Genomic DNA, 26,824 nt, shown 5'->3' with positions numbered 1-26,824 from the left:
CTTGCGCTGGCGCAAGGGCGCTCGAGTGAGCGGGAACCAATGGTTCGCAAGCGCCCCCTCTCGCCCTGCAACGGGAGAGGGGCTCGCATTGCTTGCGCTCGTAGTGCTCCAGCCCCTTCGCGGGAGGAGCGAGCAGAACGACAGAGGGGCCTTGCGGCCCCTCTGTCTGCACCACACATCCGCCCGCAACTCAGCCGCGGTAGCCGTTGCTGATCGGGTAGCGGCGCTCGCGGCCAAAGGCGCGGCGCGACACCTTGGGCCCTGGCGCGGCCTGATGGCGCTTCCACTCACTGATGCGCACCAGCTTCAGCACCCGGTCCACTATTTCCGGGGCATAACCGGCGCCGACGATATCCTCGCGCGACTGCTCCTGGTCGATATAGCGGTACAGGATGCCATCCAGCACATCGTAGGCAGGCAGCGAGTCCTGGTCGGTCTGGTTGTCGCGCAGTTCGGCCGAAGGCGCGCGCGCGATCACTGCCGGCGGAATCACCGGCGCCCCACCCACCGTATTGCGCCACTTCGACAGCCCATAGACCTCTGTCTTGTACAGGTCCTTCAACGGCGCGTAGCCACCGCACATATCACCGTAGATGGTGGCGTAGCCCACCGCATACTCACTCTTGTTGCCGGTGGTCAGCAGCAGCCCGCCGAACTTGTTGCTCAACGCCATAAGGATCACGCCACGGCTGCGCGACTGCAGGTTCTCCTCGGTGACATCGGCCGCCTGGCCTTCGAACATTGCCGACAGCGACTGCATCAACCCCTGGAAGGCAGGCTCGATCGGTACTGTTTCCAGCTTCACGCCGAGCGCCCTGCACTGCTCCACCGCCAGATCGTTGGACAGATCGGCGGTATAGCGCGAGGGCATGCTCACGGCAGTAACGTTCTCCGCGCCCAGCGCATCGACCGCCATGGCCAGCACCAGTGCCGAATCAATGCCACCAGACAGCCCCAGCCACACCTTGCTGAAGCCGTTCTTGCCGCAATAGTCCTGGATGCCGCGGGTCACCGCGCGCCAGGCCAACGCATCCATGCTCTCATCGCCATCGTCGATCCAATGCAGCGGCATGAAGCTGCGTGCGGCGACGTTGTATTCGACCACCAGCATCTCTTCGCTGAAGGCCACCGCGGCCGGGTGCACCGTGCCATCGCCATCGGCCACCACCGACGCACCGTCAAACACCACCGCATCCTGGCCACCGACCGTATTGACGTAGGCGATGGCAACCCCGGTATCGCGGCTGCGCTCGGCCAACAGCGCATCGCGCTGGGCGTGCTTGCCGCGTTCATATGGCGATGCGTTGGGCACCAGTACCAGCTCGGCGCCGGCCTTGGCGGTTGCCGCCAGCGGTTCCGGGAACCACAGGTCTTCACAGATCACCAGGCCCAGCTGCACCCCGTTGACCTCGAATACGCAATTGCCACCGTCCGGGTCGACGTCGAAGTAGCGACGCTCGTCGAAGACCGCGTAGTTGGGCAGCTCACGCTTGCGATAGGTACTGGCGATTGCCCCTTCACGCAGCACGCTGGCCGCGTTGTAGACCACCGCGCCGGCGCTCTGTGGCCAACCGACCACGGCAACGATGCCCTGCGCTTCGGCCGCAACCCGCGCCAGCGCCTGCTCACAGCTGCGCAGGAAGCCCGGCCGCATCAGCAGGTCTTCCGGCGGATAGCCGCTGATGGCCAGTTCCGGAAACAGCACCACATCGGCACCGTATTCGTCGCGCGCCTCGTGCATCAGCTCGATGATGCGGCTGGCGTTGCCGTCCACGTCCCCGACCGGGAAATCGAACTGGGCCAGGGCGATGCGTAGCGATTGGGACATATCAACAACCTTCTGCTTGGCCCCGCACCCTGCGGGGGCTTGGTGTTGCCAGCGCCGCGCGCAGGATGCTTTCGCAGACCGCGGCAGTGTGGCTCAGGGCTTCATTATTCCAGAAGCGCAGCACACGGTAGCCGTTGCAGTGCAGGAAGGCGTCACGACGCAGGTCATTGGGGTCGGCGGCGTGCTGGCTGCCGTCCAGTTCGATCACCAGTTTGTGCGCCAGACAGGCGAAATCCACGACATAGGGGCCGATGGGGTGTTGCCGGCGGAACTTGAATCCGACCAGGTGACGGCTCCTGAGGAAGTACCAGATCCGCCGCTCGGCTTCTGTCATGCGCCGGCGCAGGGCACGGGCGGTATTGGTTTTGCTGCCTTTGCGCATGGTCGTCTCCTGATTGGAAGACGATTGCTTGGGGGAACGTTGGTTGGAATCGGGGAAACAAGGCTTGCCGATTGGGTGATTTCCGTTGCGTTGGCGATAAGAGCCAGGGGCCAGGAAGCAAAGGCAGAAGCTTGCCCTCACCCCTACCCCTCTCCCGCAAGCGGGAGAGGGGAAAGCAACTGCAACAGCGTGGAGCACAGCCACAGCCACAGCCAGAGCCAACGCCAACGCCAAGCCAACCCATGCCATACCATGCCATACCATGCCAAAGCCCAAAGCCCAAAGCCCGGAGCCCGGAGCCCAAAGCATGAGAATAGGGCATGCTCAAAATTTCGAGCTGGGTGTGTCACCCATCCAAGGGGCAGTGGCTTAATTCGGCCTTTTTCCTCTGCCTTTGCCTTGGAGGTTGCCCCGGTCTTTGGCTTTTTTGCTTGGCACTGGCGGTGGCTCTGGCTCTAGCTCTAGCTCTAGCTCTGGCGGTGGCGGTGGCGTTGGCTCTGGCCTTGGCCATTGCCTCGGCCTTGTGCCTTTGCTGTCCCCTCTCCCGCCTGCGGGAGAGGGGTAGGGGTGAGGGCAAGCTCTTGCTTCGGCTCTTGCTTCGGCCCCTGCTTCGGCCCCTGCTTTGCCATCCGCTCCCGCTCTTCTCCCCCAACCCCAAAAACAAGAAAGGCCACCCGAAGGTGGCCTCTCTCAAATCACTGAAGCGCAGTCTTACTTGACCAGCTTCGCGATGGCAGCGCCCAGGTCGCCCGGCGAGCGGACGGTGACAACGCCAGCGGCTTCCATCGCCGCGAACTTGCCTTCCGCCGTGCCCTTGCCGCCCGATGCAATCGCACCGGCGTGGCCCATGCGCTTGCCGGCCGGAGCCGAAGCACCTGCGATGAAGCCGACAACCGGCTTCTTCACGAACTGCTTGATGTACTCAGCACCGGCTTCTTCAGCGTCGCCGCCGATTTCGCCAACCATGATGATGCCTTCGGTCTGCGGGTCTTCGTTGAACAGCTTGAGGCAGTCGACGAAGTTCAGGCCGTTGATCGGGTCACCACCGATGCCGATGCAGGTGGACTGGCCCAGGCCGACTTCGGTGGTCTGCTTGACCGCTTCATAGGTCAGGGTGCCCGAACGCGACACGATGCCGATCTTGCCCGGCATGTGGATGTGGCCCGGCATGATGCCGATCTTGCACTCGCCCGGAGTGATGACGCCCGGGCAGTTCGGCCCGATCAGCACGGTGTCCGGATGCGAACGGGTCAGCACGTTCTTGACGCGCAGCATGTCCAGCACCGGGATGCCTTCGGTGATGCAGACGATGACCTTGATGCCAGCAGCAGCGGCTTCCAGGATCGCGTCGGCCGCGTACGGCGGCGGCACGTAGATGACCGATGCGTCAGCGTGGGTGCTCTCAACGGCTTCGGCCACGGTGTTGAACACCGGCAGGTCGATATGGGTGGTGCCACCCTTGCCCGGGGTCACGCCGCCAACAACCTTGGTGCCGTACTCAACCATCTGAGTGGCGTGGAAGGTGCCCTGCTGGCCGGTAAAGCCCTGCACGATCACCTTGGTGTTCTTGTTAATCAAAACAGACATTGGATTTCCTTCGGTGTCGGATCAGGCGGCGTTCTTGACAGCTTCAACGATCTTCTTGGCGCCGTCGTTGATGTTGTCAGCCGGGATGATGGCCATGCCGCTGTCACGCAGCAGCTGCTTGCCTTCTTCCACGTTGGTGCCTTCCAGGCGCACCACGACCGGAACCTTGACGCCCACTTCCTTCACGGCGGCAATGATGCCTTCGGCAATCATGTCGCAGCGGACGATGCCGCCGAAGATGTTGACGAAGATGCCTTCGACCTTGTCCGAGGACAGGATCAGCTTGAACGCTTCAATGACGCGCTGCTTGTTGGCACCGCCGCCCACGTCCAGGAAGTTCGCCGGCTCGCCGCCGTTGAGCTTGATCACGTCCATGGTGGCCATGGCCAGGCCTGCGCCGTTGACCATGCAGCCGATGTTGCCGTCCATGGTGACGTAGTTGATGTCCAGCTCCGAAGCGATCACTTCGGTCGGATCTTCCTGGGTCTTGTCGCGCATGGCGACCAGGGCCTTCTGGCGGAACGCGGCGTTGTCGTCGCTGTCGAACTTGCCGTCCAGCGCGTACAGGTTGCCGTCGTCGAGGATGGCCAGCGGGTTGATTTCAACCAGCGCCAGGTCCTTTTCGTTGAACAGGCGGTACAGGTTGACCATGATGCTGGCGAACTGGCCAGCCTGCTTGGCGGTCAGGCCCAGCTTGAAGCCGAAATCACGGCCGTGGTAACCCTGCACGCCTTCAACGAAGTCGACGTTGAGCGAATGGATCAGCTCCGGGGTTTCAGCAGCAACCTGCTCGATCTCCACGCCGCCTTCCGAAGAAGCGATGTAGGTGATGGTCTTGGTGCCACGGTCAACCAGCACCGACAGATACAGCTCCTTGACGATCTCACCGGCGGTGGTCACCAGCACCAGGTTGACCGGCAGCTCAACGCCAGCCGTCTGGTAGGTAGCCATCTTGGTGCCGAGCATCTTGGCCGCAGCGGCCTTGACGTCGTCGGTGGTCTTGCAGAACTTGACGCCGCCAGCCTTGCCGCGGCCGCCAGCGTGGATCTGAGCCTTGACCATCCAGGGGCCCTGGCCCAGCGACTGGGCAGCAGCTACAGCCTCGTCCGGGGTCGCAGCGACCTTGCCGGCCGGGACCGGGATGCCGTATTCGGCAAGCAGTTGTTTTGACTGGTACTCGTGAAAATTCATGCGTCACCGTGGGAATAGGAACGACCGCACGCAACTACAGGGCCGAAAATGGCCTACTTGCAGGGCGGGCGGGCCCAATATTGTCGCCGACGGCGGCCCGGCACGCAAAGAAGTCTGTACAAATCGCCAAGAACGGCACGTCTTTGCTTGTTAATTCAGCAACTTGCCAATGATTGGCGGGCAGGCCGCCAAGCCCCCCGCAGGCTGGCCGGCGCACCTATACTGGCGCGATTACGCTTGGATAGGAGATCCGGCTTGGCCCCCAGTCCGTCGATCATCGACCGCATCGAATCCATCCCAACGCGCGAGCTGTACTTTTTTGCGTTGTACCGGGTCCTGGTCGCCGCACTGCTCAGCGCGCTGGTATTCGGGCCATTGACCTCGATGGTGGGTGAGGCGCACCAGCCGCTGCTGGCGCAGACAGTCTCCATTGCCTACCTGCTGGTCTCGGCAGCGCTGCTGATCTGGGGCCGCAACGCGCGCTGGCTGCAGCGCATCGTATTTGGCAGTGTGGTGATCGATATCATCGCCGCCACCTTGCTCAGCCACGCCCTGCCCGGCGCCAGCGCCGGCATCTCGATGTCGCTGCTGTTCAACATCGCCGCGGCCGGCCTGCTGCTGCCCTTGTCACCTGCGGTGCTGCTTGCGCTGCTGGCCTGCGCAGCCAGCATTGCCGAATACATCTGGCAGATGCTGGAAGGCAGCCAGAACACCCGCACCCTGGCCGAGCTGGCAATGTTCGTGACCAGCTACCTGGCGCTGACCTTCATTGCCTACCAGATCGGCAGCCGCACCCGCCGCACCCAGCAGCTGGCCGACCAACGCGGCGTGGAAGTGGCCAACCTGTTCGAAGTGAACGAGCTGATCATCCGCCGCATGCGCACCGGCGTACTGGTCGTAGATACCAATGGCCGCATCACCCTGGCCAATGAAGCGGCCACCGCCCTGCTCGGCGACATGGAAGGCGCGCTGGCCATCGACCGGGTCGCGCTCAGCATCGCCTCGCCCGAACTGGCGCGACGCCTGCAACGCTGGCGCAATGGCTGGCACGAAGACGAGCCACCGCTGCAGCTTGCCCCCGAGCAGGCCGAGGTGCTGCCGCGCTTTGCCCGCCTGCTGGCCGACAGTGACATGTCACTGATCTTCCTGGACGACACCACGGTGGTCTCACGGCGGGCCGAATCGCTGACGCTGTCCACCCTGGGCCGGTTCTCGGCGAGCCTGGCCCATGAAATCCGCAACCCGCTGGCGGCGATCAACTACGCCACCCAGCTGCTGGAAGAATCGGAGGACCTGGGAGAGGCCGACCGCCGCCTGCTGCAGATCATCCACCAGCAATGCCAACGCACCAACGGCATCGTCGAAAGCGTACTGGCGCTGGCCCGGCGCGAACGTGCCAACCCCGAAAACCTCGATCTGGCTGCCTTCGTACGCCGCTTCGTGATCGAGTACCGGCAGACCCTGTCACTGGAAAACGACAGCCTGGAAGCGGTGATCCGCGAGCCATCGGTGGTGGCGATGATGGACCCGCGGCATCTGCACCAGGTGCTGACCGCGCTGGTCCACAACGCCCTCAAATATGGCCGGATGGCCGACGAACCGGCGCGTATCCGCATCCGCGTGGCCTCGGCCGGGCGCAATGCGGTGATCGACGTAATGGACCGCGGCCCCGGCATCCCCGATGCCATTGCCAGCCAGCTGTTCCGGCCGTTCTACACCACCTCCGAGCACGGCACCGGACTGGGCCTGTATATCGCGCGGGAACTTTGCCGGGCCAACCAGGCCCAGTTGGACTACGTGTCCATTCCCGCTGGCGGCGCCTGCTTCCGGCTGACCCTGAGCACCCCGAAAACCGCGTTTGCCCGCAGCGAGCGCCAATGATCCATTTTTCGATGCAATCGTTTGTAGACATGCCTCTACCTCGGCTATCGTTCCATTCATGAACGCAACACACAGCGCCCTGATCGTCGACGACGAACGCGACATCCGCGAGTTATTGGTCCTCACCCTCGGCCGGATGGGCCTGCGGATCAGCACCGCCGCCAACCTTGCCGAGGCCCGGGAGCTGCTCGCAAGCAACCATTTCGACCTGTGCCTGACCGACATGCGCCTGCCCGACGGCAATGGCATCGAGCTGGTGACCGAGATCACCCGCGACCATCCGGCCACGCCGGTGGCGATGATCACTGCCTTCGGCAGCATGGACCTGGCGGTGGAAGCCCTGAAGGCCGGCGCCTTCGACTTTGTCAGCAAGCCGGTGGACATCAATGTGCTGCGCGGCCTGGTCCGCCACGCCATCGAGCTGAACAACGAAGCCCGCCCCAGCACCCCGCCACCGCCGGAAAACGCGACCCGCCTGCTCGGCAGCTCGCCGGCAATGGACGAATTGCGCGCCACCATCGGCAAGGTCGCGCGCAGCCAGGCGCCGGTCTACATCCTGGGTGAATCCGGCGTCGGCAAAGAGTTGGTTGCCCGCACCATCCACGACCAGGGCGCACGCGCGGCCGGGCCGTTCATTCCGGTCAACTGCGGCGCCATCCCCGGCGAACTGATGGAAAGCGAGTTTTTCGGCCATCGCAAGGGCAGCTTCACCGGCGCCCATGCCGACAAGCCGGGCCTGTTCCAGGCCGCCAATGGTGGCACCCTGTTCCTGGACGAAGTGGCCGAACTGCCGCTGCAGATGCAGGTCAAGCTGCTGCGCGCCATCCAGGAAAAATCGGTCCGCCCGGTAGGCGCGGCCACCGAAGTCACGGTTGATGTGCGCATACTCTCGGCCACCCATAAAGACTTGGGCACGCTGGTGCAGGACGGGCGATTCCGCCACGATCTGTATTACCGCATCAACGTGATCGAGCTACGGGTGCCGCCGCTGCGGGAACGCCGCAGCGACCTGCCGCAACTGGCCGACACCATCCTGCAACGGCTGGCGCAATCGCAAGGCCAGAAGCCGCCGCAGCTGGCCGCTTCTGCATTGGAAGCGCTGGATGCCTATTCCTTTCCCGGCAACGTCCGCGAACTGGAAAACATCCTCGAGCGTTCGCTGGCCCTGGCCGATGGCGACCGCATTGATGCCAGCGACCTGCGCCTGCCGCAACCGCAGAGCGCTGTGCAGCGTGCCGCCGCCGACGGCACTGCGACAGCCGCCGTTGCCGTCGTCCAGGAAGCGGTTGTCGATATCGACCCGGCCAACGCCGCCCTGCCCTCCTACATCGAGCAGATGGAGCGCACGGTCATCCAGAAGGCGCTGGAAGAGAACCGCTGGAACAAGACCAAGACCGCAGCCCAGCTGGGAATCACCTTCCGCGCCCTGCGCTACAAGCTGAAAAAGCTGGGCATGGAGTAAGCAAACGGCTGGAACCCTGGTAGAGCCGAGCCATGCTCGGCTGTGGCATTACCGGGAAGGCCCCCTGGCTCGGCACTGCTGCTTGAGCCCCTCTCCCGTTTACGGGAGAGGGGTTGGGGTGAGGGCGCCTTTCGCGGGTAAAGCCCCATGCCGAGCATGGCTCGGCACTACAGTTCTAGCCCCTCTCCCGTTTGCGGGAGAGGGGCTGGGGTGAGGGTGCTTTGAGGGCATTACCGGGAAGGCCCCCTGCCGAGCATGGCTCGGCACTACGGGTGAGGCTTAGTCCTTGGTCACGCGGTTGATTTCGGCCAGGCTGGTGGTGCCCTGCGCCGCCTTGATCAGCGCTGACTGGCGCAGATCATTGATGCCGATCTTCTGCGCAGCATCGGCGATATCCATCGCATTGCCGCCCTGCAGCACGATTGCCGCGATATCGTCGGTCATCGGCATCACCTGATAGATACCGGTACGGCCCTTGTAGCCCTCCGTACATTCATCACAGCCCACCGGCTCGAACAGATTGATGCCCTTGGCGATCTGCTCGGCGGTATAGCCTTCGGCCAACAAGGCGTTTTCCGGCAACTGGGTTGGCCGCTTGCAGTTCGAGCACAGGCGCCGCGCCAGACGCTGGGCGATCACCAGGGTCACCGACGAGGTGATGTTGTACGGTGCGATACCCATGTTCATCAGACGCGCAATGGTCTGCGGCGCGTCGTTGGTATGCAGCGTGGACAGCACCATGTGACCGGTCTGCGCGGCCTTGATCGCAATTTCCGCGGTCTCCAGGTCACGGATTTCGCCGACCATGATGATGTCCGGATCCTGTCGCAGGAACGAACGCAGCGCCGCGGCAAAGGTCATGCCGCGCTTGTTGTTCTGCTGCACCTGGTTCACGCCTGGCAGGCGGATTTCCACCGGGTCCTCGGCCGTGGAGATATTGCGGGTCTCGTCATTGAGGATGCCCAGCGCGGTATACAGCGACACCGTCTTACCCGAACCGGTCGGACCGGTTACCAGCACCATGCCGTAAGGCTTGTGGATCGCATCCAGGAACAGCTTCTGCTGGTCCGGCTCATAACCAAGCTTGTCGATACCCAGCTTGGCCGCGCTGGCGTCAAGGATACGCAGCACGATCTTTTCGCCGAACAGGGTCGGCAAGGTACTGACACGGAAATCGATCTGCTTGCTCTTGGACAGATTGAGCTTGATGCGACCATCCTGTGGCACGCGCTTTTCCGCGATATCCAGCTGCGCCATCACCTTCAGACGCGCGGCGATACGCTGATTCAGCTTCACCGGCGCCTTGGCGACGCTCTTGAGCAGGCCATCGATGCGGAAGCGCACCCGGTAATCATCTTCGTAGGGCTCGAAGTGGATATCCGAAGCGCCCTTGCGGATGGCATCGACCAGGGCCTTGTTGACGAACTTGACGACCGGGGTGTCATCACCCTTGGCATCCACACCGGTGTCGCCACCGCCGCCCATGTCCTCGTCGCCGGCGGCAACGTCCAGATCGCCCATGCCCTCATCGTCACCAGCCAGACTGTCGCCCAGCGAGTCGTTGCTGGCCAGCCACAGGTCCAGGGTACGGCGGATCTGATCCTCGTCGACCAGGATCGGCTCGACCACCAGGTTGGTCTGGAACTTGATCTCATCCAGTTGCTGGGTCGGGTTGCTGGTGCCCACGAACAGTTTGCCGCCACGCTTGAACAGCGGCAGCACCTGATGCCGGCGCAGCAATTCCTCGCTGACCAGCTTCATCGCGTTCTGGCTGGCATCAAACACCGACACATCCAGCAAAGGCATGCCGAATTCCATGGCGTTGGCAGCGGCCATATGCGCGGCGCTCACCAGCTTCTTGTCAGCCAGCCACTGCGCCAATGGCACCTTGGCGTCGGCCGCCTGGGTCATCGCCGTGCGGGCGAGGGCCTCATCCAAGGCACCATCCTGGACCAGCCGGCGGGCAATGCCGGTGATTCCGACGAGGTTTACGTTGGCAACATTCATTGAGGCGTCCCCTGAAAGCAGGCTCCAGATTACCTCATGCCCCTGTAAACCGTCAGTCCATCCGCACCCAGGCCGGCAACCCGGCTACTATGACGGCGGGGAGAACTACCGGTAATCAAACGTGCGTGAACTGAGCATCATCCTGCCTGCGAAGAACGAGGCCGAAGGGTTGAAACGGACCCTGCCCGAGCTGCGCGCAGCATATCCGTCCGCCGAGATCATCGTGGTCGACGACGGGTCAACCGACCAGACCGCCGCCATCGCCCGCGAACAAGGCGCCAGCGTGCTGAGCAGCCCGTATTCGATGGGCAATGGTGCGGCGATCAAGCGCGGTGCCCGCGCCGCCAGCGGCCAGATCCTGGTGTTCATGGACGCCGATGGTCAACACAGCGCGGGACATATCGCCCAGCTGCTGGCCAAGCTGGACGAAGGCTACGACATGGTCGTCGGCGCACGCGACAGCAGCGGCCAGGCCAATCTGCACCGAGGCTTGGCCAATGCCTTCTACAACAAGTTGGCCAGCCATATGACCGGCCACCGCATTGACGACCTCACCTCCGGCTTCCGCGCCGTGCGCGCAGAGCGCTTCCGCGAATTCCTGCACCTGCTGCCGAACGGTTTCAGCTACCCAACCACCAGCACGATGGCGTTCTTCCGCAGCGCCTACCCGGTGGCCTATGTGCCGATCCCGGTGGCCAAGCGTGTCGGCAATGGCAGCCATATCCGGCCGATCAAGGATGGCATCAGGTTTCTGTTGATTATCTTCAAGATCGCGACGCTGTATTCGCCGATGAAGTTGTTTGGGCCGATATCGCTTGCCTTCTTTCTTATCGGGCTTGGGTACTACGGTTACACGTTCGTCACCGAACACCGCTTCACGAACATGAGCGTGCTGCTATTCAGCGCAGCAGTCATCATTTTCCTGATCGGGTTGATTTCCGAGCAGATCACCAACCTGACCTATCGCCGTGATGGCTGACAGAAAATCAACCTCATATGACGACACTTCGACGACTTGCCCGGCTGGCAAAAGGCTCTCCATTACATCCGCAATGGCTCCTTGGAAAGAGAACACTGCCAGCCAACGTGCAACGATGTGCGGGAAAGCTGCTGGACATTGGTGCCGCTGACCGTTGGATAGAACCGCTGCTGCCTGCAGATGTTGAATACATAGCATTTGACTATCCAGCGACCGGCCATGACCTCTATGCCGCCAAACCGTCCATCTTCGGGGACGCCGCACAGCTCCCATTTCGCGACCTCAGCTTCGAAAACATCACCTGCTTTGAGGTGCTGGAACATGTTCCTGACCCAGCCCGTGTGATGACAGAGATCAGCCGCGTGCTGGTTCAGGGAGGTCGCGCCTGGATTTCAATGCCATTCCTCTATCCACTGCATGATGCGCCCTATGACTTCCAGCGTTTCACAACGTATGGTCTGGGGCGAACGGTGGAACAAGCAGGCCTGCAGATCGTAACGATTGAAAAAAGCGGACATGCGCTGTGTACCGCTGCGCTGTTGACTTGCCTGGCCTTGGCCGGCGCTATTGATGAGCGCAGGGGCTGGCGTAAAGCTGCATTCCTCGTTCCAACGCTGATTGCAGTTCCCACCATAAACATCATCGCCAAAGTGCTCAGCTGGGTTTGGCCAGATTGGTCTCACATGGCGCAGGGCTATCAACTGGAAGTTCGCAAGCCATGACCCGACCAACCCTCGTGATGGTCACGACATCATTCCCCATTGCGGGCGATGGCAGCGAAGCCGCTGGCGCTTTCGTGGCGGACCTTGCTGAGGAACTCACCTCCAATTTCAACATCCGCATCGTTGCACCGGGCACCGCAAACGCGATCGAGAGCTGGTCCGAGCATATTGATGTCTACAGATATGAAGCTCCCAAATCACCACTTTCCACGCTGAAGCCTTGGCGCATGGCTGACCTTGCATGGATGTACAAGGTGCTGAAGGGAGGGCAGCGCGCGACGTGGCAGGCGTCCGATGGCACCGAGCACATCCTGGCTCTGTGGGCACTCCCATCCGGCCAATGGGCAAAAAAAGCCGCACGCCGTCGTCGCATCGGCTACTCCGTATGGACGCTGGGCAGTGATATCTGGAGCCTGGGAAAGGTCCCGCTCTTGCGCGCTCGACTGCGAAGCATCCTCAAGAGCGCACACCACTGCTGGTCCGATGGCATCGAGCTGGGAAACGAAACCAAAGCCATTGCAGGACGTGAGGTTGCCTTTCTACCCAGCACACGCCGAATCGATGCTGGCTCGCGCTCACCCAACCGCTCACAACCTCCTTTTCGATTCTTGTTCCTCGGCCGGTGGCACCCGAACAAGGGTGTGGACCTCCTCATGCAGGCGCTGTCCGAACTGGAAGACGAGGATTGGGCTCAAATAGAGAGCGTCACAATCGCAGGCGGTGGAGCACTCGAACCACTTGTCCGTTCGTCAGCAGCCAGCCTACTACACGCGGGCAGACCGGTCGAAGTCCGCGGCTACCTGTCCCGCGATGAAGCATCCACGGCGATGCTGCATGCCGACTACCTGCTGATTCCGTCACGGATAGAAAGCATCCCCGTTGTCTTCTCCGATGCCATGAAACTCGGCCTACCGGTAGTTTCAATGCCAGTGGGTGATTTGTCGGCACTGGTCACAAGCGAAATTGGGGTACTTGCCAACGAAGTCAGCGCTGAAGCTTTCGCCAGCGCCATGCGCACAATGTTGGGTACCGATCCCGCACGATTCCATCTGCAAGCAATGCGTGAGCGCTTTGATCTGGGCAAGACCGCCCAGGCAATCACAGCAGCGATCCTCCAGAACAAGCCATGATTGACTTCCTATCCAGCAAATGGGTCGATGCTGTTACAAAGGGCCTTGGCGCAACGCATCACAGCCTCGCTGATGGCGGGTCGATAACCTGCTTCAGGGCTGGACCATTCCGCATCGCCTATCCGGACTTCTTTACTGGAACCCAAGGCCCTGTTGGCACGGACGAGCTCGCCATCCGCATGCAGATGGCGCGAACCCTCAAGGCAGATATCGTTCGGCTGCAGACCGGTGAAATGCAAGCGGCTATGCAACCGCTGGCAACCCATGAGCTGGGCAGTTGCATCATCTCCTCGTTGAACACCTGGGACGAGCGCAATTTCGACAAGGCCCGCAGGACCAGCAATCGTGAAAAGCGATCATCGCTGCAATTGCGGAAGGGCCGGCAGAGCGACGGGAAGTGCATGCACCGGCTGTATCTATCGACGATCCGGCGACACGGCGGTGCGGCACGTTACAACCAGACTTACTTTGAATTGATCGCCGAAGATGCCGCTATCGTTGCCGAGTTGGACGGGCAATTTTGCGGCTTCGTCTGCGTAGGATTCCGGAACAAAGCCGCCTACTACATGCATGGCGCACACGCCATCGAGGCCCGAAATCACTACGTGTCCGACCTGCTCTTCCTCGCCATGCTCAGACAGGCGCGAGAAGCTGGCATGACGACCTTCGATTTCCTGCCTTCGCCCGCAGATCAACCAACATTGACGTCGTACAAGTTGCTATGGGGCGCATCGGCCCATCGCTTCACCACCTACGACCTTGCCCTGAATCCACTGCGTGCCCGCGGCTTCCTCGCCGCCGTCAAGGCGGCCAACCTTATTTCGGCCCAACGCCGCCGCGCTTGACCACCAGCAGATCAGCGAGCCGGCCCGCGTCAGCACGGATTCCCCTCAAATATCTGCTTCGATGGTCATACACGTTGTCAAAACCCAGCAGGTGGACACCCGGCATCGCTGATATCTGGAAATCCTGGCTGCTTGGAATCCCATATTCATCCATGTCCAAGCTGTCGGGTAACAAGCCCAGGCCCGGATGATAGCCAGTTGCCAATATCACCGCTGCCGCTCGGACCTTCCTGCCATCATCAAGCAACAACGCCCCCTCCACGATGGATCGAATGCGCGGCAACACAGCCACTTTTCCGGAGGCAACCAGCGACTCCGTGGGCCCTCCTTCCATCACGGGATACGACGGCCGTCGTAGATTTGGAATCAGGCGCGCCTGCAGTTCCTCCCAGAAAAAATAGGCGGTCTCGCGAATCGACGCCCACACCCCGTGGCGCCGATACTCCATCGCTGAGCGGGTGCTCAACGCGACCGGAATATCCCGCGCTTCCAACTCCAAAAGCAGCTGACCTGCCGTCACCCGCCGCCCAACCACGACAACCGGCAAATCCCCGTCACGCATTGCTTCAAGTGCAGCGTAATCAGTGACCTCCGCTGCATGTACCATCGGCAATGAACCATCCGTATTGATGAGCGGGTCGGCCGGACGAGGCGTGGAGAAGTAGCCTGTCGCCAACACGACAGTCGAATAAGGCCCCCTGCGCCCTTGTGCCGTATCCAGAACCCAACGTCCAGATCCATCTGGCCGGAGACCATCAACCCGGCAGTCCGTAAACAGTTGCCCCTTCAACCGCCTTGCCATCGCATCCAGGTGCGCCAGATAAACCTCGGCACGCGGCTTGCGCAACGGATTACCAGCCAATGCATGCCGGAACTGCAGCACATTGGTCCACCAAGGGCTCAGCACATGCAGTCCGGATGGTACTGATCGCCAGGTAGAAGCAAGTTGTCGAGCCTCGAACAGATCGTACGCAATGGATCTCTTGTCCAGCTCCAACCCAAGCGCAATACCCGCTGGGCCACCGCCAATAATGGCAATCATGGTGCTACAGCCACGAACTTGACCTCTGCATAATCCCACTTGAGAACACCCAAGTGCCTCCCTACCCACGTCTCAATGCTACGCACCCGCGGCCATAGTCGTCGAGGAATCAATCCTGCCTTGATCAGAGGCGTCAAGGGAAACCGCCCATGCCGAAGGACCGTACAGGTTGTTGATGAAAATCCTGCCTGTTCCAGCATCCTTCGCCACTGCGAGATGGTTCTTTGTACCTTCAGCCCGTCCTCGCAAATCCGACGATTTGCCCGGACCTGCTCGACCATTACCAATACCGCCCCGCGCTTGAGCGCCGTTCGGATATTCTCCAACAGCGCCAGTGCAGTAGCGTCATCCACAAGATAGCTGAGCACGACATAGACAACTGCCGCATCGAAGCCTTGCGCCCTTACCGGAAGTTCGCGCCCGTCGGTGAGGACAAACAATCCATCCTTGGCCCCGCACCGCGCTTGCGCGTGACGCAGCAGCCCGAATGAAATGTCGACCCCTAAAACACGATGACCAGCATCGAGCAGCGGAAGCGCCGCGCTGCCGGTACCCGTACCAACATCAAGCAGCATGCCGTTTGCTACGTTGCGGGCTGCAAGCGTCTGGAGAAATGCCAAATCGCGAATCTCGGCCAGATATCGGTTCTTCAGTCCGCGTTTGTCATTGGGATCAATTACCGCTGCATCAGGATCTGAATCTGCTAGCGCATCCCAATACGAACGTTGTTTTTTCCGCGCATCACTCATGGCGTCGAAAAGCTCCAAAAAATGTCGCCGCAAGCGCTGCCACAATCTCGGCGCCAAAAAAAACAACCCGCGCCAATGCCGCCACAAGCATCAGATAAGCAGCATCCAGATCAACGACACTCGGAGCAGCGACAAAGATTGCCTCACGTACAGCTATACCCGCCGGCACTACGAACGCAGCCAGCGCGACGATTGATGCACCGCCATACCAGGCACCCAGGATGATCGCATCGGCCACGGTTTGCTTCCCGTTGAGCAGGATCATGAAAGCGAGGAAAAAGAAAATCCATTCCGCGCAGAGCATCGCGGTACCCGTCCAACGCATTGGAAGCAAGCGGCCTTGCGGTAAAGTGACCCCCAGCTTCGGGAAGATGCGCACGACCAACCCGAGCCCGAAAGACTCGACTATGGGCCATCGATGCAACAACTCAACCAGCACAATGCTGCCAACAGCAAGCAACAGCCAGCCCGGCGAATGATTGCCCCACAGCAACAAGCCGCCAACAACACCAAGCGCAAGCACATTGGTGATAAGCATCTGCCAGAGATTTGCAGCGACCACGACACCGGGCTGGATAGCCGCAGCCATTCTCCCGCTCTGATACAACAGACCCCAGACTTTGCCAGGCAGGTAGCGCACAACCTGCGCCTGAAGATAGACGGTGACAGCTTTGCCGCGCGCCATCTTCACACCGGAGAATCGCTCCAGCAGCCTGATGTGGTAGATAGCCTTGACCAGATACATTGGTACGGCTGCCAGAACCGCTGCCGCAACCTTCCACCATTCGATGTCGCGCATCGCCCGGGTGAACAGCGGTAACTGGGATCTCATCGAATAGCAGATGAACACCAAGGCCGATGCAATCAAGATGCACGCCGCAGCGACACGCGCATACCGCCAGATACCTGCTTTCAAAATTGATGGTGAGTCAGCAGTCACGGCTGGACTCCCCGGCTACTCCGCGGCGCCTTCACCCCAGGATTCCCCGAACAGCGGCAATCACGCGAGCCACGTCTGCATCGCTGAGTTTCGGTGACAAAGGCAAACTGACGGTTCGACGACCCAGCCACATCGCATTGGGCCACTGCTCCGGTCGCCAGCCAAAGCGCTGTTGGTAGTAAGGATGCTCCGGGATTGCCTGATAGTGCACGCCGGTACCAATGCGAAGATCATTCATCGCATCAAGAAAAGCATCGCGAGAAATACCGCAACGTTCCTCATCCACCATGATGGTGAACAGATGGTAGGCATGCAGCGTATCCGCTGCGGGGGGCGCAGGCAGCCAGACCGGGCAATCGGCAAAGGCTTCCATATACATCCGCCAGATCTGCTGCCGCCGCAACCAGTTGCGCTCGACCCTGGCAAGCTGCGGGCTACCTATGGCGGCTTGCAGATCCATCATGTTGTACTTGAATCCGGCTTCGACAACCTGATAGTGCTTATAGCCACTGTCGCCGAAACGATGCCAGGCATCCTTGCTCATCCCGTGCAGCGCCAGCACTTTGGCCCGGGCGATCAGTGCTTCATCGCGCCCAATCACCATGCCGCCTTCGCCAGTCGTTACGTTCTTGGTCGCATAGAAGCTGAAACAGCCAAAGTCACCAAATGTGCCTGCTTTCTGCCCCTTCCAAGAGGTCTCAATTGCGTGCGCGCAGTCCTCGATCACACAGAGGTTGTACTTGTGGGCGATGGCCATCACCGCATCCATCTCACAGGGGCGTCCTGCAAAGTGAACCAACACAATCGCCCGCGTCCGCGGGGTGATCGCCGCTTCGATCGCCGCAGCATCGATATTCTGGGTCTGCCGGTCCACATCGGCCAGCACCGGCGTCAAGCCGGCATGGATGATAGCGTTGACGGACGCACAGAACGTCATCGGGGTGGTAATCACCTCTGCCCCAGGTTCCAAACCTGCAGCAACCATGCTGACATGCAAGGCAGCAGTGCAGGAGTTGACAGCAGCAACGCGTGACGGCGGCAAATGCTGATAGTCGGCGAAGTCACGCTCGAACTGCGCCACCTTGGGGCCAGTACCCAGCCAGGATGACCGCATGCAAGCCAATACCTCGTCGATCTCGGCCTGCTCGATCAGCGGGGATCCGAAAACCAGAAACGGCTCTGTTGATGTCATCGCTTGTCAGCACTCTAGACTTTCGCGGGTAGCAACGCGCGCACAAACATGAGCGCGGACTTAGGCAACAATCTTACCCTGCAAGAACGCATAACCTCATCAAGGCCTGACACCCAAAGCCTTTGCCTTGGCCAGCACGAAATCAGCCTGCTGAACATGACCTTCGTTCCGCAGCCCATCCGCCATATGTGCCACGTAGCCAGGGTGATCAGTCGACTGTTCTACAGCCATCGTCAACAACCGATATTCCAAGGCCTGATCGTGCCGATAGTCGCGTGCGTGCGCCGCAACCTGCAGGTAGCTGTAAGGCGGTAGCACAACCTTGTCGAACATCAGCAGGAAAGCATCCCCCAAGGCGGCATCATCCAACTCCACTCCCTTCAAGCGATTTCCCAGGAGCCCAAACATCGCCGCCGTTGTCTCAGGTGTAACCGGCCGCTCACGCAGGCGCCAATGCAGTCGGCTCCACCACTTGGGATCTACCGCCAGCCCCCGCCCGGCATGCATCAAGATCAGTGACTGCTCGGCCAGAATGCTGGCGGTCGGCAAACTGGATTCGCGTTCGAACTCGGCCGCCGCAAAGCTGAAGAAAGGTGAGTTGGCCGAGCCATCCGCCATTTCGTAATAGCGCATACCCAATTCATGAGCCGCCCGGGAAGACTGCGGATTGATGGCTGCCAGCTCCGTCGATAGAAGCAGGCCATCACCCCAGATCGCGGACCGCACCATTCCCAGAAAGCCAACGATCAGCACCAGGCCAGCAATCGCAGCCATCTTGATCGCGGGCCCATCGCGCACCGGAATGCGCCGCACGAGGTCAGCGAGCGCAAGCAACACGCCCAGCAACGCGAAATAGTTGCGATGCTCAAACACCAGTTCCAGAGGGATCACATTGCTGGTAATCAGATGGGCAGCGAAAAACCACAGCACGCCCAACGAAAACAAGGGCGCGCGGTGACGCAGCGCCGTGGCCAACACCAATAGTGCAGCCAGCAGCAATCCCCCCCAAAGCGTCGACAACGGCGACAGCAATGAATGCGACACCGCCAGATCGTCGTAATAGAAGGTCATCCATGCCGAATTCGGGAACAACATCTGCCCCAGATACAAGGGCAGGACGCGCAGCTGGGTGAGCACCCGCTCCAGCGCGCTGAAATCACGAATTGCATAAACCTCGGGCGTTGCGTAGTACGGAACCACCACACACACAAACAGCACCAAGGCCGAACCAACCCCCAAGGCGTATCCCCACCGCCAGAAACGCCGCTGATTGAGCGTGGCACCACCGAAGCCAAGCAAGGTCAGCTCAAGCGCCAACGTGTATGCAGGAAACAACAGCGCGGTCTCTTTCGAACCCAGCGCCAGCAGCAGCAGTGGCACACATGCCAGCAACCAAGGCCAGGCGCGAGAACCATCCATCTGCGCACGCCGGCCGCGTAGATATGCCAGCAGAGCAAGCAAGACAAAGGTCAGGGACAGCGTTTCCATTCGCTGCACCACGTACAGAACAGTGGAAACCTGCAGGGGGTGCACCGCCCACAGCAGCGCGATCGTCCAAGCCGCAGGCCGCAACCATTCACGCACCCCAGCTAGACCCAACAAACGCATGCAAAGCAGATAGACCAGGACAACATTGAGCAGATGCACCAGCACCCCACCCAACTTCCATCCCCAGGGATCCAAGCCACCGAGCATATGATTAAGGCCAAAACTGGCCATCGCCAACTGGCGGCCAGTTCCGCCCGGGTCGAAACTGGTGGCCGCGCGCCACAAAGCCGGCCAATCGCCAGCTTGCACATGCACACGCGAATTGCTTACCAGCGCTGGAAAGTCATCAAACAGGAAGGACCCGCCCAAGCCTGGCCAATACACCAGCAGCGTGAGCGCCACCAACCCCAACAATGCAACCCATCCAGCGCCCCGCGCTGCAACCACCCTAGACCAGACCAGCCGCATCACACCTTCCCTACCTGGCGATTGCCCACCAACGTTGGCAATCGAACAATCACTGACATCCGGAAGGCCACAGCTTCGTCGGTATGGACGCATCTACCTTGCAGGACCATTCCCCCGACGCAGCGCGCTCAAGCTCGATGCTTTTCCCGGAAACCTGCGGATTACCTTTCAATCTGCAACGGATGAATCCCGTATCACCGGGCGTCATACTGATATCACAGCGCGCCGTGCTCGCATTCAGCCCGATATCAGCCAATGCGAAGGTGTTCACGTTTTCCACCAGCACGAACGACTCGAAGCCCGCCTGGCCCGACCTGATCTCCGCCAGACCCGCCGTCAACTGGGACTTCGCCACATACTGCTGATACGCAGGCAAGGCAATGGCAGCCAGAATGGCAATGATGGCAACCACGATCATCAACTCGATCAATGTAAAGCCGCGCTGTCTCTTCATGATGCCCCCCAATAGCACCCTTGAACCTTGGCGATGAACGCCGGAAATGAAGAGGCCCCGCATTACGGGGCCTCTTCAAAGCAACTACCTACACTATTAGTGCGTGCAGCCAGCCGGAATGAACGAGTCCTTCAGCACGACAGCGCCATCGGTGACGCTGCATTCCCATGCGCCCGAGGTAGTACGGGTCAAAGCAACTTCCGCACCGACAACGCTCGGGTTACCCTTCACGGTGCAGGTGATTGCCTGACCCTGGGCATCGTCATAGTTACCCGTTGCTGCGATAGCACAACGAGCGGTACTAGCAGACAAACCAATCGCAGCCGGGTCTGCCGGAGCGCCGGTCTGGGTGCCAGCCTGAATGGCTTCTTCAAACGCGGTCACGCCACCACGGATGTCGGCCAGACCCGCAGTGATCTGCGACTTGGCAACATAGTTCTGGTAAGCCGGCAGCGCGATGGCGGCCAGGATGGCGATGATCGCAACAACGATCATCAGTTCGATCAGCGTAAAACCCTGCTGCTTCTTCATTAGGTACATCCCCTAGAGGTTTTTGAAAGTTGACGAGGGTGAAAGCCGCATAGGCAGACTCCCTCCCATGCGGGGTAGTGCAAAGCAGGATGCGTGCCAAGTTTCAGACAGCTCCCCAGCTCCCCGCTACAATGATGGCAGCAACGCTGAGGAATGGAAGCCCCTGTCGCCGGTTTTGCCCGCCATACCTCTTTGTGACGCAATGCGTCACTTTGTGACGCACCCCGCCTTTCGATAGCTGCAAGCGTACTCAGCCTGCTATTGGATGCGTGCCAGTTCGTTTCGAAGCAGATACCATGCAGACAGATGCCCGGCCTGGGGAAGGCTTGGGCGGGGAGCCCAAACCGATGTCCGCCACTCGTAATGCAGTCAAGAACGACCCCATAGCGCGCAACACCAATCAGTTGCTGCCGTTTGTCTGGGAGGGAACAGACAAACGCGGCGTGAAGATGAAGGGTGAGCAGCAGGCAAAGAACCTGAACATGGTTCGTGCCGAACTGCGCAAGCAGGGAATCACCGCGACCGTTGTAAAGCCAAAACAGAAGCCTCTGTTTGGCGCTACCGGCTCCAGAATCACAGCCAAGGATATCGCCTTCTTCAGTCGCCAGATGGCGACCATGATGAAGTCCGGCGTACCCATTGTGAGCTCGCTGGAGATCATCGGCGACGGGCAGAAAAACCCGCGCATGAAGAAGATGGTCGGCCAGATCCGGGCCGACATCGAGGGCGGCTCCTCGCTTTACGAGGCCATCAGCAAGCATCCGGTGCAATTCGATGAGCTTTACCGCAACCTGGTGAAGGCCGGTGAAGGCGCCGGTGTGTTGGAAACCGTGCTTGATACGGTTGCCAACTATAAAGAGAACATCGAAGCCCTGAAGGGCAAGATCAAGAAGGCGCTGTTTTACCCCGCCATGGTTGTCGCGGTAGCGCTGCTGGTCAGCTCCATCCTGCTGGTCTGGGTGGTTCCGCAATTTGAGGACGTGTTCAAGGGCTTTGGCGCGGAACTGCCCGCCTTTACCCAGATGATTGTCGCCCTTTCACGGTTCATGGTCGCCTGGTGGTGGCTCATCCTGATCGTGATTGTTGGCTCAATCGTTGGCTTCCTGTTTGCGTATAAGCGCTCTCCGGGCATGCAGCACACGATGGACAAGCTGATCCTGAAGGTGCCTGTTATCGGCCAGATCATGCACAACAGTTCAATCGCGCGTTTCGCGCGTACGACTGGCGTGACCTTCAAGGCCGGTGTCCCGCTGGTTGAAGCGCTAGGCATCGTTGCCGGCGCCACCGGCAACAGCGTCTATGAAAAAGCGGTTTTCCGCATGCGTGACGATGTCGCCGTCGGCTACCCGGTCAACATGGCGATGAAGCAGGTCAACCTGTTCCCGCACATGGTCATCCAGATGACCGCCATCGGCGAGGAAGCCGGCGCATTGGATGCCATGCTCTTCAAGGTCGCCGAGTACTACGAGCAGGAAGTGAACAACGCCGTCGACGCGCTGAGCAGCCTGTTGGAACCGATGATCATGGTGTTCATCGGTACCATCGTCGGCGGCATGGTCATCGGCATGTACCTGCCCATTTTCAAACTGGCATCTGTGGTTTAACACATGGCATTTCTCGACCAGCATCCCGGTCTCGGCTATCCCGCCGCGGCCGGACTGGGACTGCTGATCGGCAGCTTCCTCAACGTAGTGATCCTGCGCTTGCCCAAGCGCATGGAGTGGCAGTGGAAGCGCGATGCGCGCGAAATCCTCGAAGAGCCCGATATCTACGAGCCGCCGCCGCCGGGCATCGTGGTGGAGCCTTCGCACTGCCCGCACTGCAAGCACAAGCTGAGCTGGTACGAGAACATCCCGCTGTTCAGTTGGCTGTTCCTGCGCGGCAAGTGCCGCCATTGCCAGGCGCCCATCTCCATCCAGTACCCGATCGTGGAACTGGTCACCAGCCTGATGGTGCTGGCCAGCGTCTGGCAATTCGGCTTCGGTTGGCAGGGCTTTGGCGCCATCGTGCTGAGCTGCTTCCTGGTCGCACTCTCGGGCATCGACCTGCGCACCCAGCTGCTGCCCGACCAGCTCACCCTGCCGCTGATGTGGCTGGGCCTGATAGGCAGCATGGACAACCTGTACATGCCCGCCAAGCCGGCGCTGATTGGTGCCGCCGTCGGTTACCTGTCGCTATGGACGGTGTGGTGGCTGTTCAAGCAGATCACCGGCAAGGAAGGCATGGGTCATGGCGATTTCAAGTTGCTGGCCGCGCTGGGCGCCTGGTGCGGACTGAAGGGCATCCTGCCGATCATCCTGCTGTCCTCCCTGGTCGGCGCCATCATCGGCTCGATCTGGCTGTACTCTCGCGGGCGCGACCGTGCCACGCCGATTCCATTCGGCCCCTACCTGGCCATCGCAGGCTGGCTGGTCTTCATGTGGGGCGACCAGATGATAGGCGGCTACATGCGCTTGGCTGGGCTACAGCAATAAACAATCACCAGCGACAATGGCCCCTTCGAGGGCCATTGTTGTTTTGGAGACATTGCATGAGCAATTTCATCGTCGGACTGACCGGCGGCATCGCCTCGGGCAAGAGTGAAGTCAGCCGGCGTTTCGAGGCCCTGGGCATTACCGTGGCCGATGCGGATATCGCAGCGCGCGAGGTTGTTGCGATTGGTAGCCCTGCTCTTGCGGCGATTGCCGAACTGTTTGGTGCCGAGGTTCTGCAGGCCGATGGCAGCCTGGACCGGGCCTACCTGCGTCAGCGTGTATTCGCCAATCCCGATGAACGCCGCGCACTGGAAGCGATCACCCATCCGGCCATCCGCGCAAGAGTGCGCGGCATCTGCGAAGCGGCAAGCAGTCCTTATGCGATCGCCGCGATTCCTCTACTTACCGAAGCGGGTGGCCGCCCGACCTATCCCTGGTTGAACCGGATCCTTGTCGTCGATGCCCCGGAACAGGTGCAGCACGCACGCCTGCTCAACCGCGACAGCATCGATGCGGCATTGGCCGAGCGCATGATCCAGGCGCAGGCCAGCCGCGCGCAGCGCTTGGCGCTAGCTGATGATGTGATCGTCAATGACGGGCATCCGGATGCGCTACAGCTGCATATCGATGCACTGGATGCACGCTATCGGAAGCTTGCTGGGGCGTCGGCCTGACCGCAGTTTCAACTACGCGCAGAGAGCGCCCTCACCCCAACCCCTCTCCCGTTGGCGGGAGAGGGGCTAAAAGCGGGTCATTCGGCGCCACTTGGCCGTCCGCCATCCGCCATCCGCCATCCGCCAGCCAGCTCAAGCAGGCCGGAGCACTCGATTCCAACTCAAGGCTGCTCAGGCGCAAATGTCAGCGTCGCAATCACACCGCGCTCCTTGCCCGGCCGGATGTCCACCTGCCAGCCGTATAGCGCGCACAGTCGACTGACGATCGACAAACCGATCCCGCCGCCCTGCGAATGGCCAGCATGCGTGCCGCGGTAGCCGCGCTGGAACAGACTGGCAGCATCTTTTTCGCTCAGTCCCGGGCCGTTGTCGATCACTTCCACCGCATTTGCGCCCACTCGTACCAGCACCCGACCTTCCTGCGAATACTTCACCGCATTGCCGATCAGGTTGCCCAGCGCCACCGACAGCGCCGACTCAGGCGCATCGACCACCAGCTCGCGCGATCCTTCCAGCACCAATTCCAAGGGCTTGCCACCGAGCTGGGCACGATGGGATTCAAGCAGCTGCTCGGCAACCCGGGCGACATTGCTGCTGCCCTGCGCGCGTTCATTGCGCGACAGCAATAACAACGAGCCGATCAAGTCACTGCATTGCTGCTCTGCGCGCTGGATGCGCTGCAAGCGCTGCAGCACTTTTTCATCCAGATTGGGCCGCGCCAACAGCAGCTCGGTAGCACCGCGGATCACCGCCAGCGGCGTGCGCAGCTCATGGCTGACGTCGGCATTGAACTCGCGGTCACGCTGGACCACTTCGGTCAGGCGCTCGGAATAGTCATCCAAAGCCTCGGCCAGCTGGCCAACTTCATCGTCCGGGAAACGCGGCGCCAAAGGTTCGGGATGCTTGGCACCGCCGCGGTAGGCCCGCAGCCGGGAGGCCAGGTCCGATACCGGCCGCATCACGCGCGAGGCAGACCACCAGCCCAACACCCAGGACAGCAGGCTGAAGATGATTACCGACAGGAACAGCGCGCGGTTGAGTTGCTGCTCACCACGAAGCGCCTGGCCCATGTCGTAAGCAATAAAAAACCAGGCATCCGGTGTTTTACGAACACCTACCTTGTAGGAGAAAGGTTTGCCTTCGGCATCCTCTCCATTGATCGTATGGATGCCGTCCTGCAACCCTTCCCATTCTGGGTAGTCACGACGCAGCCCTTCGAGCTTGTCCGGCCTGAACAGGAAGGCCCGCATCTGCTGCACCGGCGCAACCACATCAGTGCCGCCACTGCGCATGTAGCTCTGCCAGGAAGCGTCGAGGTTGCGATTCATCACGTCCTCAACCAGCTGGTTTTCCACGCGCATCCGCGCCCAGTTCGTCGCGAAGGCGAACAGCGTGGTCAGGCAGAAGCCCAACAGGACGAACGACAGGATGATGCGGCTGCGCAGGCGCCGACGATAGCGTCCGCGCCTGCGCACGACCTCAGGCAGGGCTGTTTCAGGCATCGGGTGCAGAGATGCGGTAACCAATGCCGTGGCGTGTCTGGATCATCGGCACTTCAAACGGCTTGTCCACCACCGCGCGCAAGCCGTGGATATGCACACGCAGCGAGTCCGAATCCGGCAGTTCCTCGCCCCAGACGCGGGTTTCCAGCTCCTGCCGGGTAACCACTGCCGGCGAGGCCTCCATCAATGCCTGCAGGATCTTCAGCGCGGTCGGGTTGAGCTGCAGCAGCTTGCCCTGGCGGCGTACTTCCAGCGTGTCCAGGTTGTATTCCAGGTCACCCACTTCCAGCACGCGGGTGTGTGCACCCTTTCCACGCCGCGACAATGCATTGAGCCGCACTTCCACTTCCTGCAGCGCGAACGGCTTGATCAGGTAGTCATCGGCACCGGAATCAAAGCCGGCCAGCTTGTTGTCCAGCGAGTCGCGGGCGGTGAGCATCAGCACCGGCGTCTGCTTGCGCGCATCGTTGCGCAGCTTGCGGCAGACCTCGATGCCATCCATGCCCGGCAGATTGAGATCGAGCACGATCGCGTCGAATTCATGCACCACGGCCAGATGCAGGCCGGTCACGCCATCAGCAGCGAAATCGACCGTATGCCCGCGATCCTCGAGATAGTCACCAAGGTTGGCTGCAATGTCGCTGTTGTCTTCGATTACAAGAATGCGCACGTGGGCGATTACCTTATGTCTTGAAAAGTACAGGCGGACTCAGAAGTCCGCTTGCGAGGAATTACAGCACACCCATCGTTAACTTCTTACATCCGGATGACGGCAGGTAGCCACACATTTATGCAGCTACCCACCTGCCAATCAACACTCAGTTGCCGACTTTTACGTCCTTGCCACTCTGCATAGACCGCATATAGCTCTGAGAGTTCTGCTTCATGCGCTCACGCTCGGCGACTGTAAAACACTGGCTCGTTGTCATCTGCGAGCCAAGAGTCTTCTCACGGCGACAGATCAGCCGGCTGTCTTCCCGTGCCTGGGTAAGCAAATTATTGACAAGCTCCTGATCGTTGAAGGCCGCGACCTTTTTCTCCGGTGAAAGCGACTCGACGCTACCTTCACCGATGAGTGAGGACATGCGCTCAAGCGCCTCGAGCACCCGGCCGCGGTTCTCGGCAGATATCTCGCTATAAACCTCCCCACCCCGCAGATCGGCTTGAACCTTCTGCTGCTGGACCTGGAAAGACTCGCCGGAGCGCAAGGGAAGCTCTGCAGGCTTCGCAAAAACCACTACGGGGGTAGCCAAAACCAATAAAAGCAATAACTTCCGTGCCATACCGACTCTCTCA

Annotated in this window: 24 protein-coding genes; 9 read left to right on the top strand and 15 right to left on the bottom strand. The window is 60.8% G+C overall.

The genetic code is table 11. The features are described 5' to 3' along the window. Positions 1-190 precede the first annotated feature (190 nt). From ABB27_RS15910 to sucC, 4 genes are all read right to left on the bottom strand, one after another. Positions 191-1,828, bottom strand: coding sequence for an NAD+ synthase (locus tag ABB27_RS15910; protein WP_057629768.1), 1,638 nt, complete (start codon positions 1,826-1,828; stop codon positions 191-193). Between the two features lies 1 nt (position 1,829). Next, positions 1,830-2,210, bottom strand: a complete 381-nt coding sequence (locus tag ABB27_RS15905; protein ID WP_057629767.1) for an endonuclease domain-containing protein — start codon at positions 2,208-2,210, stop codon at positions 1,830-1,832. Between the two features lie 711 nt (positions 2,211-2,921). Continuing rightward, on the bottom strand, positions 2,922-3,797 hold the full coding sequence (gene sucD, locus ABB27_RS15900; RefSeq protein WP_057629766.1) for a succinate--CoA ligase subunit alpha: 876 nt from the start codon (positions 3,795-3,797) through the stop codon (positions 2,922-2,924). 21 nt (positions 3,798-3,818) lie between these two features. After that, positions 3,819-4,988, bottom strand: a complete 1,170-nt coding sequence (sucC, locus tag ABB27_RS15895; protein ID WP_057629765.1) for an ADP-forming succinate--CoA ligase subunit beta — start codon at positions 4,986-4,988, stop codon at positions 3,819-3,821. A 255-nt stretch (positions 4,989-5,243) separates the two neighbouring features. On the opposite strand from sucC, the gene ABB27_RS15890 reads away from it, so the two are divergent. Both ABB27_RS15890 and ABB27_RS15885 read left to right on the top strand, forming a co-directional pair. Then, the gene (locus ABB27_RS15890) at positions 5,244-6,869 is read left to right on the top strand and encodes a sensor histidine kinase (RefSeq protein WP_057629764.1); all 1,626 of its coding nucleotides are present in this window, start codon (positions 5,244-5,246) and stop codon (positions 6,867-6,869) included. 58 nt (positions 6,870-6,927) lie between these two features. Further along, positions 6,928-8,331 (top strand): sigma-54-dependent transcriptional regulator, encoded by a 1,404-nt coding sequence (locus ABB27_RS15885; protein ID WP_057629763.1) that lies wholly within the window; start codon positions 6,928-6,930, stop codon positions 8,329-8,331. A gap of 279 nt (positions 8,332-8,610) precedes the next feature. Here ABB27_RS15885 and pilB read toward each other — a convergent pair whose 3' ends face one another. Beyond that, positions 8,611-10,338, bottom strand: coding sequence for a type IV-A pilus assembly ATPase PilB (gene pilB / locus ABB27_RS15880; RefSeq protein WP_057629762.1), 1,728 nt, complete (start codon positions 10,336-10,338; stop codon positions 8,611-8,613). Positions 10,339-10,459: 121 nt separating this feature from the next. Here pilB and ABB27_RS15875 point away from each other — a divergent pair, with 121 nt between their 5' ends. Genes ABB27_RS15875 through ABB27_RS15855 form a run of 4 tightly spaced genes read left to right on the top strand, consistent with a single transcriptional unit; the run spans position 10,460 to position 14,014 of the window. Further along, entirely contained in the window at positions 10,460-11,317 is an 858-nt protein-coding gene (locus tag ABB27_RS15875; RefSeq protein ID WP_057629761.1) for a glycosyltransferase family 2 protein, read from the top strand. Positions 11,318-11,334: 17 nt separating this feature from the next. Then, positions 11,335-12,039: a class I SAM-dependent methyltransferase gene (locus tag ABB27_RS19430; RefSeq protein ID WP_083491350.1), complete on the top strand. Its 705-nt coding sequence runs from the start codon at positions 11,335-11,337 to the stop codon at positions 12,037-12,039. Beyond that, the gene (locus tag ABB27_RS15860) at positions 12,036-13,169 is read left to right on the top strand and encodes a glycosyltransferase (RefSeq protein ID WP_057629758.1); all 1,134 of its coding nucleotides are present in this window, start codon (positions 12,036-12,038) and stop codon (positions 13,167-13,169) included. Before ABB27_RS19430 ends, ABB27_RS15860 begins: the two co-directional genes overlap by 4 nt. Then, positions 13,166-14,014 carry a GNAT family N-acetyltransferase gene (locus tag ABB27_RS15855; RefSeq protein ID WP_057629757.1) on the top strand — a complete coding sequence of 283 codons (849 nt, stop codon included), beginning with the start codon at positions 13,166-13,168 and terminating at the stop codon, positions 14,012-14,014. The genes ABB27_RS15860 and ABB27_RS15855 overlap by 4 nt, the downstream gene beginning before the upstream one ends. On the opposite strand, the gene ABB27_RS19425 is transcribed toward ABB27_RS15855, so the two are convergent. The 7 genes from ABB27_RS19425 to ABB27_RS15815 form a co-directional block, all read right to left on the bottom strand. Next, complete coding sequence (locus ABB27_RS19425; RefSeq protein WP_083491349.1) at positions 13,986-15,056, bottom strand: NAD(P)-binding domain-containing protein; 1,071 nt, start codon at positions 15,054-15,056, stop codon at positions 13,986-13,988. The genes ABB27_RS15855 and ABB27_RS19425 overlap by 29 nt on opposite strands. Further along, positions 15,053-15,805, bottom strand: coding sequence for a class I SAM-dependent methyltransferase (locus ABB27_RS19420; protein WP_083491348.1), 753 nt, complete (start codon positions 15,803-15,805; stop codon positions 15,053-15,055). Before ABB27_RS19420 ends, ABB27_RS19425 begins: the two co-directional genes overlap by 4 nt. After that, the gene (locus ABB27_RS15835) at positions 15,798-16,745 is read right to left on the bottom strand and encodes a hypothetical protein (protein ID WP_152984628.1); all 948 of its coding nucleotides are present in this window, start codon (positions 16,743-16,745) and stop codon (positions 15,798-15,800) included. Before ABB27_RS15835 ends, ABB27_RS19420 begins: the two co-directional genes overlap by 8 nt. A 31-nt stretch (positions 16,746-16,776) precedes the next feature. Beyond that, positions 16,777-17,937 carry a DegT/DnrJ/EryC1/StrS family aminotransferase gene (locus ABB27_RS15830; protein ID WP_057629752.1) on the bottom strand — a complete coding sequence of 387 codons (1,161 nt, stop codon included), beginning with the start codon at positions 17,935-17,937 and terminating at the stop codon, positions 16,777-16,779. 99 nt (positions 17,938-18,036) lie between these two features. Next, complete coding sequence (locus tag ABB27_RS15825; protein WP_152984627.1) at positions 18,037-19,893, bottom strand: hypothetical protein; 1,857 nt, start codon at positions 19,891-19,893, stop codon at positions 18,037-18,039. A 49-nt stretch (positions 19,894-19,942) separates the two neighbouring features. Continuing rightward, positions 19,943-20,347 carry a pilin gene (locus ABB27_RS15820; RefSeq protein ID WP_057629771.1) on the bottom strand — a complete coding sequence of 135 codons (405 nt, stop codon included), beginning with the start codon at positions 20,345-20,347 and terminating at the stop codon, positions 19,943-19,945. A gap of 96 nt (positions 20,348-20,443) precedes the next feature. Beyond that, positions 20,444-20,878, bottom strand: a complete 435-nt coding sequence (locus ABB27_RS15815; RefSeq protein WP_057629750.1) for a pilin — start codon at positions 20,876-20,878, stop codon at positions 20,444-20,446. 347 nt (positions 20,879-21,225) lie between these two features. Between ABB27_RS15815 and ABB27_RS15810 the strand changes: the two genes are divergently transcribed. Genes ABB27_RS15810 through coaE form a run of 3 tightly spaced genes read left to right on the top strand, consistent with a single transcriptional unit; the run spans position 21,226 to position 24,026 of the window. Next, positions 21,226-22,482 carry a type II secretion system F family protein gene (locus ABB27_RS15810; RefSeq protein ID WP_057629749.1) on the top strand — a complete coding sequence of 419 codons (1,257 nt, stop codon included), beginning with the start codon at positions 21,226-21,228 and terminating at the stop codon, positions 22,480-22,482. A gap of 3 nt (positions 22,483-22,485) precedes the next feature. Continuing rightward, a complete protein-coding gene (locus ABB27_RS15805; RefSeq protein WP_057629748.1) occupies positions 22,486-23,352 on the top strand; it encodes a prepilin peptidase in 867 nt (288 codons plus the stop codon). Positions 23,353-23,408: 56 nt separating this feature from the next. After that, positions 23,409-24,026, top strand: a complete 618-nt coding sequence (coaE, locus tag ABB27_RS15800) for a dephospho-CoA kinase (protein WP_057629747.1) — start codon at positions 23,409-23,411, stop codon at positions 24,024-24,026. Positions 24,027-24,187: 161 nt separating this feature from the next. Here the strand turns inward: coaE and ABB27_RS15795 are convergent, their stop codons facing one another. The 3 genes from ABB27_RS15795 to ABB27_RS15785 all read right to left on the bottom strand — a co-directional run bounded on the left by ABB27_RS15795 (position 24,188) and on the right by ABB27_RS15785 (position 26,811). Then, the gene (locus tag ABB27_RS15795; protein ID WP_057629746.1) at positions 24,188-25,528 is read right to left on the bottom strand and encodes a sensor histidine kinase; all 1,341 of its coding nucleotides are present in this window, start codon (positions 25,526-25,528) and stop codon (positions 24,188-24,190) included. Then, positions 25,521-26,198, bottom strand: coding sequence for a response regulator transcription factor (locus tag ABB27_RS15790; RefSeq protein WP_057629745.1), 678 nt, complete (start codon positions 26,196-26,198; stop codon positions 25,521-25,523). Before ABB27_RS15790 ends, ABB27_RS15795 begins: the two co-directional genes overlap by 8 nt. 148 nt (positions 26,199-26,346) lie before the next feature. Beyond that, entirely contained in the window at positions 26,347-26,811 is a 465-nt protein-coding gene (locus ABB27_RS15785; protein WP_057629744.1) for a hypothetical protein, read from the bottom strand. Positions 26,812-26,824 lie beyond the last annotated feature (13 nt).

Origin of the sequence: Stenotrophomonas terrae (genome assembly GCF_001431465.1) — a bacterium.
GTDB lineage: Bacteria > Pseudomonadota > Gammaproteobacteria > Xanthomonadales > Xanthomonadaceae > Stenotrophomonas > Stenotrophomonas terrae.
This window is presented reverse-complemented; position numbering and strand designations above follow the sequence as displayed.